Source organism: Erythrobacter alti, assembly GCF_037996805.1.
Taxonomy (GTDB): domain Bacteria; phylum Pseudomonadota; class Alphaproteobacteria; order Sphingomonadales; family Sphingomonadaceae; genus Alteraurantiacibacter; species Alteraurantiacibacter alti.
This window is the reverse complement of sequence record NZ_JBBNAX010000004.1, coordinates 24,360-40,589: the sequence shown is the minus strand read 5'-3', so window position 1 is coordinate 40,589 and position 16,230 is coordinate 24,360. Positions and strand designations below refer to the sequence as shown.

The following is a 16,230-nucleotide window of genomic DNA, read 5'->3' as shown; positions in this document are numbered from 1 at the left end:
CATGAATTGGCAGCAAATTTACCCTGCCACAGACCCAAGGGAAATTTGCCCAAACGCGCAACAAGGTTGCCGAGACTTTCCCCGGATGCTAGCAAATCTGCGTCGGAGCAAAATTTCCCGGCTGACCGGGATGGCGTCCTGCCAGGCCCGGCACAGATTACAGGTTGATGCCGCAATGCAAAGCAATAGCCAGTCTACCACATCACGTCCTTCAGGGCGTGTGATGGTTGCCGCTGGCCAAGCGCAGAAGCAAACCCTGCGCCTTTGCATTATGACAAACACGTTTCGCAAGCCCGAACGCCAGACCCCCAACCGGGCGGCTGGCCACGGCGCGATCATTCCTTCCCTGCGCATGAGCGCCGGGATCCACACATATAGGCAATCCCCCGCAATCGAACCGGCTTCAACCGGTCGGTCCGTTGGCGCATCGGGGCCTGCCTGGAGAAAATTCAATGGCAACGCGCATGTTAATCGATGCGCGCCACCCGGAAGAAACACGGGTGGCGGTACTCAAGGGAAACCGGATTGAGGAGTTCGACTTTGAATCTGCCGAACACAAGCAGATCAAAGGCAATATTTATCTAGCGAAAGTCACCCGGGTCGAGCCATCCTTGCAGGCGGCATTCGTCGATTTCGGCGGCAATCGTCACGGCTTCCTCGCTTTCAGCGAAATCCATCCCGACTATTACCAGATCCCGGCGCAGGACCGCGAGGCTCTGCTGGCCGAGGAACAGGCTGCAGCCGAGGAAGAAGCTGCACTGCGAGAGCAGGACGACGAGGACGAGGCACCCGAGCCTGCGGACGAGCATCACGAGGATGACGAGCCCGGTGTCGAGGAAATCGACACATCCGAAAAGGACAAGGTCGCAACGATCGAGGAAGGCCAGCTCGAAGATAGCGATGACGACGATTCGGACGAGGACGACGGCGAATCTGACGACGATGACGATGACGATGACGCCGAAGATGATGGCGACAGCAACGACGGCGGCAAGCGCCGTGGTCGCGGACGTGGCCGTGGTCGCAACCAGGGTCGTGGCCAGAAGGGTCGCCGCCAGGGTGGCAAGCGCGGCGGCAGCCGTGCCAAGGAAATCGACGAAGCCCGTGCCAAGCGCCAGGCTTTGCGTCGCCGCTACAAGATCCAGGATGTAATCCAGCGCCGCCAGGTACTGCTTGTACAGGTCGTGAAGGAAGAGCGCGGCAACAAGGGCGCTGCCCTTACGACCTATCTCAGCCTTGCGGGTCGCTATTGCGTGCTCATGCCTAACTCCAGCCATGGTGGCGGGATTTCGCGCAAGATTTCCAGCGGTGCCGACCGCAAGCGGTTGAAGAGCATAGTCAGCGACCTCAGCCTGCCCAAGACCATGGGCCTCATCGTGCGGACCGCCGGACTTTCGCGCACCAAGCCCGAAATCAAGCGTGACTTCGATTACCTTGCGCGGTTGTGGGACGAAATCCGCGAACGCACACTCGGCTCCAGCGCGCCGAGCATGATCCATTCGGATTCGGATCTCATCAAACGCGCCATCCGCGACATCTACAATCGCGAGATCGAGGAAGTGATTGTCGAGGGTGAAGCCGGTTACAAGGCCGCCAAACAGTTCATGAAACTGCTGATGCCTAGCCACGCAAGGCGGGTGAAAGCGTATAATGATCCGGTTCCGCTGTTCCAGCGATATGGCGCGGAAGACCAGCTGTCTGCGATGTACGAACCGGTCGTGCAGCTCAAATCGGGTGGTTATCTTGTCATCAACCCGACCGAGGCACTTGTCTCGATCGACATCAACTCGGGCCGCTCCACCAAGGAACACGGGATCGAGCAGACCGCGCTCCACACCAATCTTGAAGCCGCCAAGGAAATCGCCCGACAGTTGCGCCTGCGCGACATGGCCGGCCTCGTGGTAATCGACTTCATCGACATGGATCACAATTCCAATGTCCGCAAAGTCGAACGCGCCATGAAGGATGCGCTCAAGAATGATCGCGCGCGCATTCAGGTCGGCCGTATTTCCGGATTCGGCCTGATGGAAATGAGCCGCCAGCGGCTGCGCACAGGCGTTCTCGAAGCCTCGACCCGTGAATGTCCGCATTGCGATGGCACCGGCCTCGTCCGCACTGCGTCTTCCGCAGGCCTTTCTGCCCTGCGCGTAATCGAGGATGAAGCGGCCAAGGGGAAAGGCACGGTCATCACCCTGCACGCTTCAACCGAAGCGGCAGTCTACCTCCTTAACGCCAAGCGCTCCGACCTTGCGGAAATCGAAAGCCGTTATGGCGTCTCGGTCGAAGTGAAGCCCGAAGGCGAAGACGAAGGCGCCAAGATGCGCGTCGGGTCATCCGGACCAAAGCCGACTGAAGCGCCGAAATTCGAACCAATCGTCGATGACGACGATGACGACGATATCGCCGAAGATGCTGACGAAGCAGACGACACGCGTGATTCGGACGATGGCGAAGATGGCGGCCAGAAGAAGAAGCGTCGTCGCCGTCGCCGTGGAGGTCGCGGTCGCAACAAGAACCGCGATCTGGGCGAAAATGGCTCTGAAGATGATGATTCTTCGTCCGACGACAGCGAAGAGTCTCCGGCTGAAACTTCGGACGACGATGACGCGGGTGACAAAAAGCCTCGGCGTGGTCGTCGTGGTGGACGTGGTCGATCGCGCAAGCCGCGCGGCGATGACGCCTCTGAAGCAAGTGAAGGCTCGGACACCCAGCCTGATGGCGCTGATGAAAATGATGCTGCTCCCGAAGCCGAAGAGAAGCCAAAGCCCAAGCGCCGCTCGCGCAAGAAGGCAGACGCTGACGACGCTGCAACGGAAGAAAGCGCGGCTCCTGAGGCGGAAGCAGCCGTTGAGGCAGAAGAAAAGCCCAAACCCAAGCGTCGTCCACGCAAGAAGGCCGAACCCAACGCCGACGCAGATGCTCCTGCAGATGCTGTGAAGAGCGAGGCTGCGCCAGAAGGCGAGGAAAAGCCCAAGCCCAAGCGCCGACCGCGCAAGAAAGCCGAACCGAAAGCCGAAACAACGGAAATATCGGAAGCCGAGCCCAAGCCGGCAAACGATGCCAACGGGGAGGCAGACAATGCGTCAGCCAAAGGCGGCGAAGGCGGCCAGCGACGCGGCGGTTGGTGGCAACGCACCTTCGGCAATTGAATTTGTGACCTCGGAGAGCCGCACAGGCTATGTCTGAACTTCCCGTCACCGTCATCGTGCTTGCGGCGCAGCGGGCAGGCGTGGTCAATCCGCTCGCATCACGCGCGGGCGTGAGCCACAAATGCCTCGTGCCGATTTGCGGGCGACCGCTGATCGAACACGTGCTGGAAACCCTCACCACCCTGCCCGCCATCACGGCGATCAGGGTGGTGCTGGAGCCTGAAGGACAGGAAGATGTCGGGCGCGCAATCAATCCGTTTCGTGAGCGGGGCATACCGATCGAACTGGTCGATTCCGATCCAAACATCGTCGAGAGCGTGCTTGCCGCCGCGAAGGATGAAGCCGGTCCATTCGTGATCACCACGGCCGACAATGTCCTGCTCACGCAAGATGGTTTCAACCAGCTGCGCAATGCCCTGCGCAATGCTGATGCAGTGCTGGGCGTCACCACTCGCGAGAGAGTGTGGGACATCCACGCGCAAGGGCAGCGAAATTTCTATGAGTTCCGCGATGCCGGCTATGCGAATTGCAACATCTACGGACTTGGCAATCGCAAGAGTTTCGACGCGGCAGAGGCTTTTCGCGAAGGCGGCCAATTCCAGAAGAATCGCGGTAGGATGATCCGCGCCTTCGGACTGCTCAACATCTTGTTGATGCGCTTTGGCCTGGTCACTCTGCCGCAAGGCCTGAAGCGCGTTGGCAAACGCTTTGGCACCAGACTCGCCCCGGTCATATTCGACGATGGCGCGCTTGCCATCGATGTCGATAACGAACGCACCTTTGCAATTTGCGAGTGGGTACTGGGCCAACGGCTTGGGTTGGCTGTTCCGAAACCCGAAATTTCGCCCGACGAGGCATAGCTATTCAGGCCATTGCGCGGCTCGGGCTCCCGCACTAGATCGCGAAGATCAACCAAAGCCGAAAGACACCGCATGAGCCATTCCATCTCTCCCCTGCGAATCCCCGACGATGCCAAGGAGCAGGTTCGCATGCTCTTCATGGCAAAGCATGCGCTGTGGGGCGGCGGGATGCACCCGGAAGATGGCAATCATGCAATCTATCACCACGAAGTGCGCACGACTCTGGAAAATCTCGGGCTGAACCTCGAATTTGCCAATAGCTACGAAGTGCTTTTCAACCGGCCAGAGGTGGATTTCGTGTTTCCGCTGCTCAATCGCGGGGGCTTCGTGAATTCCGAAATGCTCATCCCGATCCTGTGCAACATGCACCGCATTCCCTACCTCGGGGCGATGCCGTTCCTGCGCGGCTTGGGGGACGACAAGTCCGTTTCAAAATTGACGTGCACCCATGCCGGTGTGCCCACCGCACCATGGTTCTGCTACCGCCGCGGAGCGCCAATCAACGAATCCGATCTGCCGCCATCTCCCGACGGACGCTGGGTGATCAAGCCCAATGCTTCCTCGGCAAGCTGGGGCATTTCGGATGCTTTCGACTGGAACGGCGTCGTCAATGCGCTGGCGAATATTCACGGTCAGGGGCATGACGCAATCGTCGAACCCTACCTTGACGGTTATGATGTCCAATGCGCTTTCATTACCATCGACAGCAAGCCAATTGCCTTGCCGATGCTGTGGTATGAGCGTGAAAACACGCAGAAACTCTGGACTTATTACGAAAAGCGCGATCTGGTCCCCAATGCGGAAAAGTCGGCGCTCAAGCGATTTGATCACGCGGAACTGGCCCCCAGGATCGAAAAGATGGCTACCCGGGTGGCGCAGGAATTCGTGCCATTTGACTATGGCCGCATCGAATTTCGCGTCGACCTGAAAACTGGCGATGTCAATTTCATCGAGATCAACCTCAACTGCAACCTGTGGTCCGAAAAGGTCATGGCCAAGGCTGCCGAGCAAGCGGGCTTCAGCCACGCTGACCTGCTGGAAACGCTGTTGGCAGAATCGTGGCGCCGTAACGGGCTGATCGCCGCCGCCTGATCTGTTCAGGCCGGGACGATCGATCCTTTCCAGTCGAGGATGGCGCCGCTGTCTCGCGGCTCCAGCCCTGCAAGCACGCCCAGCAGGTTTGCAGCAGCTTCGTCCGCATCGGTCAGTTGACCTTGTGGCAGGTTCGACTGGAACGGCTTGGAGAGACCGGTGTCCACCGTGCCGGGATGCAAACTGACGATGCAAGCCTGCTTGTGGGTGCGGCCCATCTCGATGGCGAAATTGCGGATGAGCATGTTGAGCGCGGCCTTGCTTGCACGATAGGAGTGCCATCCGCCGATACGATTGTCCCCGATCGAACCGACGCGAGCGGACAGTGCTGCAAAAGTTGCCGGCCTGTCACGCGGTAGAATCGGCAAGACATGCTTCGCGATGATTGCCGGTCCGACCGTATTGATCTGAAGCATCTGCGCCATGACGTCAGGTGCAATGTGGCGCAGGCTGCGTTCCGGCCCGGTGCCGTCTGGCATGGTGAGCACACCGCTGGCCACGATCACGAGATCGGGCGGATCGGAATCCCAACCAGCCACAGCATCAGCTATGCTTGCCTCGTCCGCCAGGTCGAATCTGAAAGGCGTAATATTGGGACATTGCGGCACCTTGCCGCTTCGTGATCCGGCCAACACAGGTGAACCCGTATTAGCCACTACACGCGTCAGGCTTGCGCCTATGCCACCGCTCGCGCCGAAAATTGCCGCTTTGGTCCAATCCATGCTGATCCCTTCAAAAGCAGAACTCGGAACCTAGTCAGACAGAGCGCCGCGCATAACCCGTCCTCTCTGACGTATCCCGGTGCGCTGCAGATCGGCGGGACCACTTTGGCGATAATTGCGCAAATTCGTGCGCTTTCCTGCGGATAGAGGCCTATGCGCCAAAGGTCCTGCTTGCCCTTAGCCGCATGATGGGTAGATAGGGCGCAGCACAGAAAAACCGGGACTTCCAATGGCAACCTTCACCCTCCCCAAGAACAGCACAATTCGCAAGGACGGCGCAGTCCACAAGGCTGACGGCGCATCGCGGGTGAAGACTTTCAGGATATATCGCTACGATCCAGACAGCGGGCAGAACCCCAGCTACGACACGTTCGAGGTCGATCTCGACAATTGCGGCCCGATGGTTCTGGACGCGCTGTTCAAGATCAAGAACGAAATCGACCCGACGTTGACCTTCCGCCGCTCCTGCCGCGAAGGGATTTGCGGTTCATGCTCGATGAACATGAACGGCAAGAACGGCCTCGCCTGCACCACCGCGATCGAGGACATGAAGGGCGACATTCGCATCACGCCGCTGCCGCATATGGAAGTGGTGAAGGACTTGGTGCCCGATTTCACACATTTCTACGCCCAATATGCCAGCATCCGTCCGTGGTTGCAGACCGTCTCCACCACGCCTTCGGGCAAGGAACGCCTGCAGTCCCCCGAACAGCGCGAGCAGCTTGATGGCCTGTATGAGTGCATCCTGTGCGCCTGCTGCTCCACCGCCTGCCCCAGCTATTGGTGGAATTCGGACAAGTTCCTTGGCCCGGCCATCCTGCTGCAAGCCTATCGCTGGCTGGCCGACAGCCGCGACGAGATGACGGGTGAACGTCTTGACGATCTGGAAGACCCCTTCCGTCTCTATCGCTGCCACACCATCATGAACTGCGCCAATGTCTGTCCCAAGGGCCTCAGCCCGGCACGCGCCATTGCCGAAATCAAGAAGATGCAAGCGGAGCGCGCAATCTGAGCACCACCTATCCACCTGTCTTGCAGGGTGAACATCCCGATCATCCGGGGTGGCAGGAATGGCGCGTGCCCGATGATCACGGCTTCAACCAGGCGGTTATCGGCCTCATGCTTGTGCGCCTCGACGATGCGGAAACTGCGCGCGTGCGCATTTTTCCTAGAAAACTTCATCGCAATATGAATGACGTAGTGCATGGCGGCGTGATCCTCTCGCTGGCCGATATTGCGATGTTCGCCGGTGCCGGACTCATCCTCGGCTCGCGCCTGGAACGCGGGGTCACTCTGGAACTGAACACACAATTCCTGACGCCCGGCGATCTCAGACGCCCGCTTGATGCAATTGTCGAGGTGACCAAGGAAACCGGGCGAATGGTCTTTGCCCGGGGTCTCATCGTGCAGGACGACGACAAGGTTTCTTCCTTCTCCGGCATTCTGCGCAAACTTTCAGCAGCTTGAAATGAGCGGGTTGCTCGCACGATACGAGAAGTTGGTCGCTGCCAATGAATTGCGGCCCGACGCCGATCAACGCGCCGCAGCGGTAAGGCTGGACAAGCTTCAAAAGGAACTTGAGGCAGACGAGCCGGGCGGCTTGCTCGGCCAATTCTTCGCGCGCCGGAAGGAGACGCCACAGGGTGTATACATGTGGGGCGGCGTGGGGCGCGGCAAGTCGATGCTGATGGACCTGTTCGTGGCAACATTGGGGATCAAGCGGAAGCGGCGCGTCCATTTTCATGCCTTCATGCTCGAAGTAGATGCATTGCTGCGTGAAGAACGCGAGCGCGAGACCGAAGGGCCGGTCCGGCGGGTTGCCAAGCGGATCGCCGAGAACGTGCGCTGCCTCGCCTTTGACGAAATGGTCGTCACAAACACCGCCGATGCCGCCATCATGGGGCGCTTGTTCACAGCCCTGATCGTGGATGAAGGTGTAACGGTGGTCACAACCAGCAACCGCCCACCGTCAGACTTGTATAAGGACGGCCTGAACCGCTCACTCTTCCTGCCATTCATCGACCTTGTTGAGGCAGAAATGGACGTCGTTTCCCTGAACGGCCCGACCGATTACCGGCTCGACCGGCTCGGCGACATCGAGACGTGGCACACGCCCATCGGCGACGAGGCTACCGCGCAGGTGCGCGAGGCGTTTTTCCGGCTTACCGACTACGCGCCAGAAGATGCCGAACATGTCCCTAGTGGCGAGCTGGATCTTGGCGGCGGACGTACACTCTTCGTGCCCAAGAGCCTGAAGGGCGTTGCGGTATTCAGCTTCAAACGGTTGTGCGCCGAGAACCGTGGAGCGGCAGATTATCTTTCTATAGCGTTGGAATATCACACGATTATTGTGGTTGCGATCCCGTGCATGGGTCCGGAAAACCGCAATGAAGCAATTCGTTTTACCAAGCTGATCGACGCTTTGTACGAAAACGGTGTTAAGCTTTTTGCGACCGCCGAGGCTGAACCTGAGGAGCTTTACCAGAGAGGTGACGGCGCGTTTGAATTCGACCGCACCGTCAGCCGCCTGAAGGAAATGCAGAGCGCCGATTACATGGCGCTGGGCCACGGCCGCGTAAGCTAGGTGATTCCGAGCCGCGCAAGTGAGCGGTCAAGCATCAGCAATTGCCAGAGCAGCCGCGAATGGTCGGACCGACCCGCGATGTGCGCCTCTGCCAATTCGGCAATCCGTGTGTTGTCGAACCAATCGGTCCTTGCCAACATTGCGCTTTTCGAGATGCCCCGCGCCTTGTCCGCCAGCGGACCACGAAACCATTGGGCAATTGGCGTGACGAAGCCCTGTTTGGGTCGATACAGAATGTCGTCCGGCAGATAGCGTTCCATCGATTTCTTCAGCAGCCATTTTCCCTGCGAACGTTTGACCCGCAGCCCCTCCGGTAGCGCCGCCGCAAACTCCACCAGTCGGTGATCGAGCAGGGGCTCACGCGCCTCAAGGCTCACCGCCATGCTCGTGCGATCGACCTTGGTCAGAATATCGCCCGGTAGCCAGAATTTCAGGTCGGCATATTGCGCAGCGTCGAGGCCGGAACGCGCCGGAGCCTGCGCCATCATTTCTGTCAGCGGCGTCTCGCCACGATAGCCGCCGATCTGCTTGCGCAAACCCTCGCTGTAGAGGCCAAGCCGCAATTCGGGCGGTACCACCGAAAGCGCGCGGGCATAACCATCGGCACCCGAGCCAGCGAGCGATTGCAGCGTGGACTTGGCGCGCAGAGGGCGCGGAGCCCAGTCGAGCTTGGGAAATGCTTCTCCAAGTGGTCCAAGCACCTTGGAACGGATCGCCCGCGGGATCAGTCCGCGCAGCCGTTCCTCATGTGCGTGAAACACCTGGCGTCGATAGCCGGCAAATGCCTCGTCCGCGCCGTCGCCCGAAAGCGCCACGGTCACACTTTCCCGCGCCAACTGGCAAACACGCCACGTTGGCAAGGCAGAGGCATCCGCGAAGGGCTCATCGAACATGCCTGCCACCGTGTCGATGGCATCGAACTGGTCGGCACTCACGATGCGGCTGGCGTGGTCTGTGTCGAACAGCTGTGCGACCTTGTCTGCGTGGCTCGTCTCGTCGGCGCTGGCGACATCGAAACCGATCGAGCAGGTGCGCACCTTGCCCTTCCCCGCACCCGACATGAACGCCACGACAGTAGAACTGTCCACTCCGCCCGAAAGGAATGCGCCAAGCGGAACATCGGATACCATGCGGCTTTCAACTGCTTGCTGCAGGTGGTGCAGCAGCTCTGCCTCCAGATCGCGCGGTTTCGCCTTGTGCCGACGCTCAAAGCTGACATCCCAATACTGTCGGGGCCGCGGTACGGGCGTGTCGTGCTTGAGCAGCAAGCTGTGACCGGCAGGAAGTTTTCGCACTCCGCGCAGGATGGAGCGGTGATCGGGGACATAGCCCCAGGTCATGTAATCCTCGATGGCCAGCGGATCGGCTTCACGGCGCAGCAGCGGATGCGCCAGCAGGCCTTTTAGTTCTGAAGCAAATGCCAGTGATCCATCTGACAGTTCGGCGTAGAAAAGGGGCTTCACACCAAGCCGGTCACGCGCGAGAAACAGTGTCCGGTCCGCACGGTCGTAGATTGCGAAGGCGAACATGCCGTGCAGGTGCGCCGCGCAATCCTCGCCCCATTTCTGCCACGCAGCGAGAATGACCTCGGTATCGCCGTCAGTCCTGAATTGTGCGCCCTGTTGTTCAAGCTCGCGGCGCAATTCGCGGTAATTATAAATTTCGCCGTTGAACGAAATGACCACACGCTCGTCTGCAGATTGCATCGGCTGCGGCGAACCTTCGAGATCGATAATCGCGAGACGTCGATGCCCCAGCCCTACTCCGGGAGCGGTCCAGATGCCCGAGCCATCAGGCCCGCGATGGGCGAGTACGTCGCACATCCGTTCAACCCGAGCAGGGTCGACCGGCTTGATGGTTCCGGTATGAAAAAGTCCCGCGATCCCGCACATGGGAAGATGCGTTAATCGACCCCGACCGCGCGGTCCATCCATTGATCGAGACCTGCGGTGGACGAGCGGAAATCGGCGATAGTCTGCGTGCTGTCTTCGCCGGTCCTCTCTTCTGCGGAAATAATCAGCATTGTGGCAGGCTGCGCACGCAGCAAAAGCCGGTCGCGCATGGTGACCAGCTTGAGCGACAAGGTGCTACCGCCGCTCCAGTTGCCAAGTCTGTACCATGTCTCCGCCACACGTCGGTACGTACCCAGAGCTTGGATCCGTTCACCGGCGACACCATCAGGGGAGATGGTCGCCGATAGCCAGCGCCAGTCACTCTCCGCAGGCAGAGCGCCTTGCCCGAAGGCCCCAGCCTCACGCCCCTCGGACTGGTTGGCGTAGACCGCGAAGACCACGTCGATCACCCGGCCCTGCTCATCACGGTAGCTGACGGTCTGCTTCCGGTCTGCCCCACCGGCATGTGGTTGCCAGCTATGCGCATGATCCGGCATAACCTGCGTCCAGCCTCCGACTTCCGGCAAAACCAGCTCATCAGGAACCGCCGCTTCAAGCGATTGCGCTTTTGCGGACCACGCTAGGGTGAAGAGCGTTATTGCCGCGACCGCTGCCAAGACTCGCCACCCATCTGTATCGCGGCGTTCCATCTTTTCGAAGATAGACAAGGCAGCGATACGTTCGGCGCTTACAAACGGTGTGGTCACGCCGCGATCAAAGAATTTCCATGCGATCCCAAGCAGCAACCCCATCACCAGCGCAAAGAATACCCAGCCGTAAATGATGTGATCGAAGCCCGCAGCAAAGGCGACACCCTGCGATTGCGCGATGTAGATAGTTCCCCAGGCTCGTACGCCATTCGCCAAGACCGGGATAACGACAGCCAGCGCCATGAACCCGGCGCGGCGCCGCCATGACGTGAAGCCGACATGCGCGACAAGCGTACCGAGTGCGACCATCGCAATCAGGAATTTCACGCCCGAACATGCCTCGGCTACCTCGAACAATCCCGCCGGTGTATCGATGAAAACTCCCTCGATATGCGCCGGAATGCCGCTAGCCATGGTCAGTGCAATGGTGATCTCCGCAGTGATCATCTGCAGCGCGGGTACCAGCTCATCGCCAAGCGGGACCAGGAACAGGCCGTAGCACAGCGGAAACAGCAGCGCCCAGCTCACGCGTGGGCCCAGCATCGTCAACACCAGTGCCTGGAGCGCAAGCACCACGCCGAGATGCGTTGCGGTCGCGAGGCCCGAAATATCGCCTAAGAGCCAGATGAAGAGGGCACCGGCAAGCGGAACCAGTCCGGGCCACCACGTTCGGGGCGACAGTTTGGCAAGCTCGCCCGCACGCTGCCAGACGAGCCATACCAGTATCGCCGGGACAAGCAGGATGTGGTTGTAAGTCGAACTGTCCCACCATTGTAGCGCCATCTCGGCCCAGTCAGGTGCAAACAACAGGAAGATCACTGCCCACGCAAGCGCAAGCTGTGCCAGGGGCTCGCGCCATTGCGGGGCAATACGCTCCGTTATCGGCGCGCGCTGCGGCGAAATTACATCAAGCCGCATCGCGCCGGGTTCCGCTGTCAAATCCCATCAGGTTGGGTAAGTCGACCAACATGGCCGGCCAACTCATGCTATCTTGCACAATGCGGCGCGCAGCCTGGCCGATTGCTTCGCGTTCTGCTGTCCGATCAAGCAAGTGCAATGCTCGCATCACGAGCGCATTGTTATCCTCGCCAATCACGAAGTGCTTGCCGTGTTCGGCGTCGATCCCCGTCGCCGCTTCCGGGCTGAGGAGAACACAGCGCGCCATCGCCATGGCTTCCAGCACCTTGTTCTGCACTCCGCGCGCAATTGTCAGCGGCGCGACCACTATGTCAGCTGCGGCAAGAAAGGGGCGCACGTCAGGCACACTTCCCCACACACGCACGCCCGGCGTCTCTCCCAATCTTGCGACTTCGTCCGTCGGCGCGCGGCCCACGATATGAAAATTGGCGTCAGGCTTCGACCGGTGAATGGCTGGCAGGATTGCCTCGGCAAACCTCGTGACGGCTTCCACATTGGGTGCGTAGTCCATTTGTCCTGTAAACACGAAGTGCGGCCCGCTTCTCGCGAGCTCTGGATGCGGTTGCACCTTGGCCGGATCGAACTCGGCACAATCGATACCGTTGCGAAGCGCAGAGATGGTCGTCTGTCCTGATACACGCGAGCGCAGCAAGGCAGCCTCTGCATCGCTGACCAGCAACGTATGATCCGCACGCTGTGCCAATTCGGTTTCCACTTGCCGCAACAAGCGCCCTTCACGCGCATCGATCCATGCACGCGGTCCGGATCCCGACAGGGCATAGGCCTCGAACTTGGCGGAATCGACATCGACCAGATCAACTACGAGGCGTCCTCGCCAATTGGCCGGGACATACTGCCCCATCTGACCCGAATACACGTAGATCGCTTTGATATCTCTTTCGGCCAGGGTCTGTGCGACCCAGCGCTGGAGGTTGGCTGACCGGAATGCTGCGAGGCTTACCGGTTCGGAACGTCCAAGCGCCTCGAGTCCAGCAAGCGCCAGCGGCTTCGAACGCGCAGGCATGCAGTATGAGGCAGCCAGCGTTTCCAACTCATGCTCATGCGCGTAATCACCCGAATCTTCTGCAAGGCATCCGACATGGACCGGGGCAATGTGCGCCAGCGCCTTCAGAACGTGATGTGAGCGGATCTTGTCGCCACGATCAGGCGGAAACGGCAAGCGATGCGCGAGAAGGAGGATCTCGCCACTCATCCCAATCCCCTGGCGATCAGCGGACCAAGCCTGTTTGCAATTGGCAGCGGCAGCTTTTTCCAAAGCGCAATGCGCGACTGGTGCTGCTCACTTGTTGGGTCTGCATCGCGAGCTTCTTGTCCCGGCGCGGTCCAGCTTGCGTAGGATAGCGGTTCCGGCGTGAAGCCCCAGTTTTTCTTGAAGCTGTAGGCCCCGCTTCCGGTCTTGCTCCGCCCGAAATCGAAGCGATCGCAACCACGCGTACGGGCATGGATCATCAGCGCGTAATACATGCGGTCGTTCGCCCGTAGCGCGCGCGCGTTCCATGTGCCGCCGCCCCAATACGGCATGACCGCGCCATCATGATAAATCGACAATACACTTGCCACCGCTTGACCGCGATGGCGCACCGTCAGAATATCTGCATCGAGAGTATCGAGCACGGCATCGAACAGGCTGCGCGGGAAAACCGGTGTACCCAGATTGCGCACGCTTTCTGCATAGACCGCGTAGTGAGTAGCGCGGTCGGCCTCATCCGAACCCGTTTCAACAGTCAGATCATTCTTCAGCGATTTTCGGACTTCGGCGCGTTGCTTGCGCGGGATCGCGATTAGCTGCGCTTCGTCATCGCCAGCCAGGGGTTCGACAAAACCGCAGTGACTGTCAGTGCGCACCTGCCAACCCGATCCCACCGGTCCCCCGCGCAATTCCACCGTCGTACACGCCAGTCGCTGGGCATATTCGCAAACGGCGTCACAAAGCGCTGCTGCGCTGGCGTCATCGCTCGCAAGGATTCCGCCCTCGACTGCAAAGCCGCTGGATGCCAGCATCCGGCCGAAGATAGGTGAGTGGACCTCGGAAAGCGGCAACCAGCCGGAAATCTCGCCTGCCTGCTCGGCAATCAGGCCACGCGCACGCTGCCCGGTGCCTGCCGCTATTGCCAGGAGCCATGCGGGGCGATGGAACACCGATCCACCCAGCTTCGCAACATAACCCTCTACCAGAGCGACTTCGTCCGGCTCACGCAGGTCTGCTGCGCGAACCGCCACGCGAGACAGGGCGAAGGGCGCGTTCATTCGTGGGTCTCGTATCGCGCCGCCTTCTCCGCTGCGAGGCGCAAGGCTTCGCGGTGCGCAATAAGGTCGATCCGGCCCCATGAGAAATCACGGATAAGCTGGCTGAGCTTGCCCGACATCTTTTCCAGATTGGTATAATGCCGCAGCCGCGATCGCAGCGGCGCCCCCGAGACGCGTGGCTGTCCGGGGTCGATTTCCCACGGGTGAAAATAGAAGATTGCAGGCCGTTCTTCGTCGCGATTTACCTGCCGGATAGCCCAACGGCTGAAGGCGTATGGAAGCACACGGAAAAACCCGCCACCGCCCGCAGCAAGTCGCTTTCCGCGAAATTGCGCGGTCGTAACGGGCAATTCGATCAGATCGTGCCACGGAACAGGTTTGAAGGCGAAGCGCGGTGCCTCGGCCCAGCCGTAATGATCGTGCGAAACCGGAGCGACGCTGGAGGAATAGAGATATCCCTGCTCGGCCAGTTCCATGAAAGCCCAAGGCGTGCGTTGGTCAATGGAGAAGCTAGGTGCGCGGTAGCCGATCACGCGCTTGCCGCAGCAGTCCTCAATCGTCTTGCGTGTCCTTTCGATATCGCGGGCAAAGGTTTCGCGGTCCATGCGGAATACCCGCTCATGGTCCCAACCGTGGCTTGCGACCTCGTGTCCGCGCCGCCTGATTTCCCGCAAGAGGTTGCCATGGCGCGCCGCAACCCACCCCAGCGTGAAAAAGGTGGCCGAGGCATTGGCTTCATCGAACAGGTCAAGGATCGCATGGACATTTCGTTCGACCCGGTCGTCCAGCCCTCCCCAGCTGTCACGCTCGATGACGTCCTCGAAAGCGCCCACCTGGAACCAGTCTTCGACATCGACCGACAGGCCATTTGTGATGACCTCGTCTGCCGGGTCCAATTCAGGAAAGGATGGCGCGTTCACGGCGGCAGCTTTCTCAGGCTGCCTTGCTCGAGTGCATTTCGCCTTCGATCCATTCGATCAGCATGGTCAGCGTCTGGCGGATCGAACGTTCCTGTTCGAAACTGCGCGCCTCGATGGCGGCAATCTGTTCACGGATGGCGTTCATTTCCGCATTTACCGCATCCGAAGCGGCGTGAGGAATTTGGTGCGAGAGCGCGACCACCGCATCTTGCAATTCCGCAATCTGCGCATCACGCTCTGCCAAGGCTGCCGAGATAGTCGCGACATCAAAACCCGAGATCGTTGCGGCGTCAGCGACCTTACCTTCGACAGCAGTCGGCGATGGCGGCGCTTCGGGAAAAGCGCTTTCGGAATCGATTTCAGCCATCACAGACTGCAGCATCGATGCATCGATACGCGAACGTTCTTCCACCGCGCCCAGCAGCATGAGACGGTTCGCGATCTGGTTGACCCGACGCGGAATGCCGCCCGATGCCTCATACATGTCGGCAAACACGCGCTGGTCAAACTCCGGATTGCCAGCCCATCCGACCTTCTTCAGTCGGTGAAGAATGTAGGCTTCGATTTCGTTCTTCTGCATCGGTTCGAGATGATGCGCCGCGATGACACGCTGGCGCAATTGCTCCAGCCCCGGATCGCTCTGGATCGTAGTTCGGAATTCCGGCTGGCCGAGCAGCAGCGTTTGCAACAGCGGGTGGCTGCCAAGCTGGAAGTTCGAGAACATGCGCAATTCTTCGAGCGCCTCGACCGACAGGTTCTGCGATTCGTCCACCACCAGCAGGCAGCGCCGGCCAGCGCGGGCCTCGTCATGCAGAAAACTTTCGATTTCGGTCAGTGCGGTGGCCTTGTCGTGTCCTTCCACGTCGAGGCCCATGGCCCCTGCCACCACATGCACCACCTCTTCCTCGTCCAGCTTGCTGGTGACGATCTGAGCGACGGTCACCGCGTTGGTATCAAGGTTTTCCATCATGTGCGCGACGAGGGTCGACTTGCCCGAGCCTATTTCGCCGGTGATGACGATAAAGCCTTCTCCCTGCGCCAGCCCGTATCCGAGATAGGACAGTGCCTTGCGATGGGTGATCGAGCGGAAATAGAATTCCGGATCGGGTGTGAGTTGGAAAGGTTTGCCGGTCAGGCCGTAGAAATTGTCGAACATGGTTCTGTGTTCCTTGCCC

The 16,230-nt window shown here is 59.9% G+C and carries 13 protein-coding genes; 6 read left to right on the top strand and 7 right to left on the bottom strand.

The features are described 5' to 3' along the window. The first annotated feature begins 452 nt into the window (after nt 1-452). The 3 genes from AAC850_RS05070 to AAC850_RS05060 all read left to right on the top strand — a co-directional run bounded on the left by AAC850_RS05070 (nt 453) and on the right by AAC850_RS05060 (nt 5,101). The gene (locus AAC850_RS05070) at nt 453-3,149 is read left to right on the top strand and encodes an Rne/Rng family ribonuclease (protein ID WP_340587559.1); all 2,697 of its coding nucleotides are present in this window, start codon (nt 453-455) and stop codon (nt 3,147-3,149) included. A 29-nt stretch (nt 3,150-3,178) separates the two neighbouring features. Next, nucleotides 3,179-4,009, top strand: a complete 831-nt coding sequence (locus AAC850_RS05065) for an NTP transferase domain-containing protein (RefSeq protein WP_340587557.1) — start codon at nt 3,179-3,181, stop codon at nt 4,007-4,009. 72 nt (nt 4,010-4,081) lie between these two features. Next, nucleotides 4,082-5,101: a D-alanine--D-alanine ligase family protein gene (locus AAC850_RS05060; protein ID WP_340587556.1), complete on the top strand. Its 1,020-nt coding sequence runs from the start codon at nt 4,082-4,084 to the stop codon at nt 5,099-5,101. Nucleotides 5,102-5,106: 5 nt separating this feature from the next. Here the strand turns inward: AAC850_RS05060 and AAC850_RS05055 are convergent, their stop codons facing one another. Next, complete coding sequence (locus AAC850_RS05055) at nt 5,107-5,823, bottom strand: SDR family NAD(P)-dependent oxidoreductase (RefSeq protein WP_340587555.1); 717 nt, start codon at nt 5,821-5,823, stop codon at nt 5,107-5,109. A 229-nt stretch (nt 5,824-6,052) separates the two neighbouring features. Here AAC850_RS05055 and AAC850_RS05050 point away from each other — a divergent pair, with 229 nt between their 5' ends. The 3 genes from AAC850_RS05050 to zapE are packed head-to-tail and all read left to right on the top strand — an operon-like array spanning nt 6,053 to nt 8,407. Continuing rightward, nucleotides 6,053-6,835 carry a succinate dehydrogenase iron-sulfur subunit gene (locus AAC850_RS05050; protein ID WP_340587554.1) on the top strand — a complete coding sequence of 261 codons (783 nt, stop codon included), beginning with the start codon at nt 6,053-6,055 and terminating at the stop codon, nt 6,833-6,835. A 20-nt stretch (nt 6,836-6,855) separates the two neighbouring features. Beyond that, nucleotides 6,856-7,290, top strand: coding sequence for a PaaI family thioesterase (locus AAC850_RS05045; RefSeq protein WP_340587552.1), 435 nt, complete (start codon nt 6,856-6,858; stop codon nt 7,288-7,290). 1 nt (nt 7,291) lies between these two features. Then, nucleotides 7,292-8,407, top strand: coding sequence for a cell division protein ZapE (gene zapE / locus AAC850_RS05040; RefSeq protein ID WP_340587551.1), 1,116 nt, complete (start codon nt 7,292-7,294; stop codon nt 8,405-8,407). On the opposite strand, the gene AAC850_RS05035 is transcribed toward zapE, so the two are convergent. The 6 genes from AAC850_RS05035 to AAC850_RS05010 are packed head-to-tail and all read right to left on the bottom strand — an operon-like array spanning nt 8,404 to nt 16,211. Next, nucleotides 8,404-10,299, bottom strand: coding sequence for an XrtA/PEP-CTERM system amidotransferase (locus AAC850_RS05035; protein WP_340587550.1), 1,896 nt, complete (start codon nt 10,297-10,299; stop codon nt 8,404-8,406). The two genes, zapE and AAC850_RS05035, sit on opposite strands and share 4 nt — an antisense overlap. Before the next feature lie 11 nt (nt 10,300-10,310). Then, nucleotides 10,311-11,888, bottom strand: a complete 1,578-nt coding sequence (gene xrtA / locus AAC850_RS05030) for an exosortase A (RefSeq protein ID WP_340587549.1) — start codon at nt 11,886-11,888, stop codon at nt 10,311-10,313. Next, complete coding sequence (locus AAC850_RS05025) at nt 11,857-13,080, bottom strand: TIGR03087 family PEP-CTERM/XrtA system glycosyltransferase (protein WP_340587548.1); 1,224 nt, start codon at nt 13,078-13,080, stop codon at nt 11,857-11,859. Before AAC850_RS05025 ends, xrtA begins: the two co-directional genes overlap by 32 nt. Beyond that, nucleotides 13,077-14,135: a FemAB family XrtA/PEP-CTERM system-associated protein gene (locus tag AAC850_RS05020; protein ID WP_340587547.1), complete on the bottom strand. Its 1,059-nt coding sequence runs from the start codon at nt 14,133-14,135 to the stop codon at nt 13,077-13,079. The genes AAC850_RS05025 and AAC850_RS05020 overlap by 4 nt, the downstream gene beginning before the upstream one ends. After that, entirely contained in the window at nt 14,132-15,055 is a 924-nt protein-coding gene (locus tag AAC850_RS05015) for an XrtA system polysaccharide deacetylase (protein ID WP_340587546.1), read from the bottom strand. Before AAC850_RS05015 ends, AAC850_RS05020 begins: the two co-directional genes overlap by 4 nt. Before the next feature lie 13 nt (nt 15,056-15,068). Then, nucleotides 15,069-16,211: an XrtA/PEP-CTERM system-associated ATPase gene (locus AAC850_RS05010; protein WP_340587545.1), complete on the bottom strand. Its 1,143-nt coding sequence runs from the start codon at nt 16,209-16,211 to the stop codon at nt 15,069-15,071. Between the last annotated feature and the right edge of the window lie 19 nt (nt 16,212-16,230).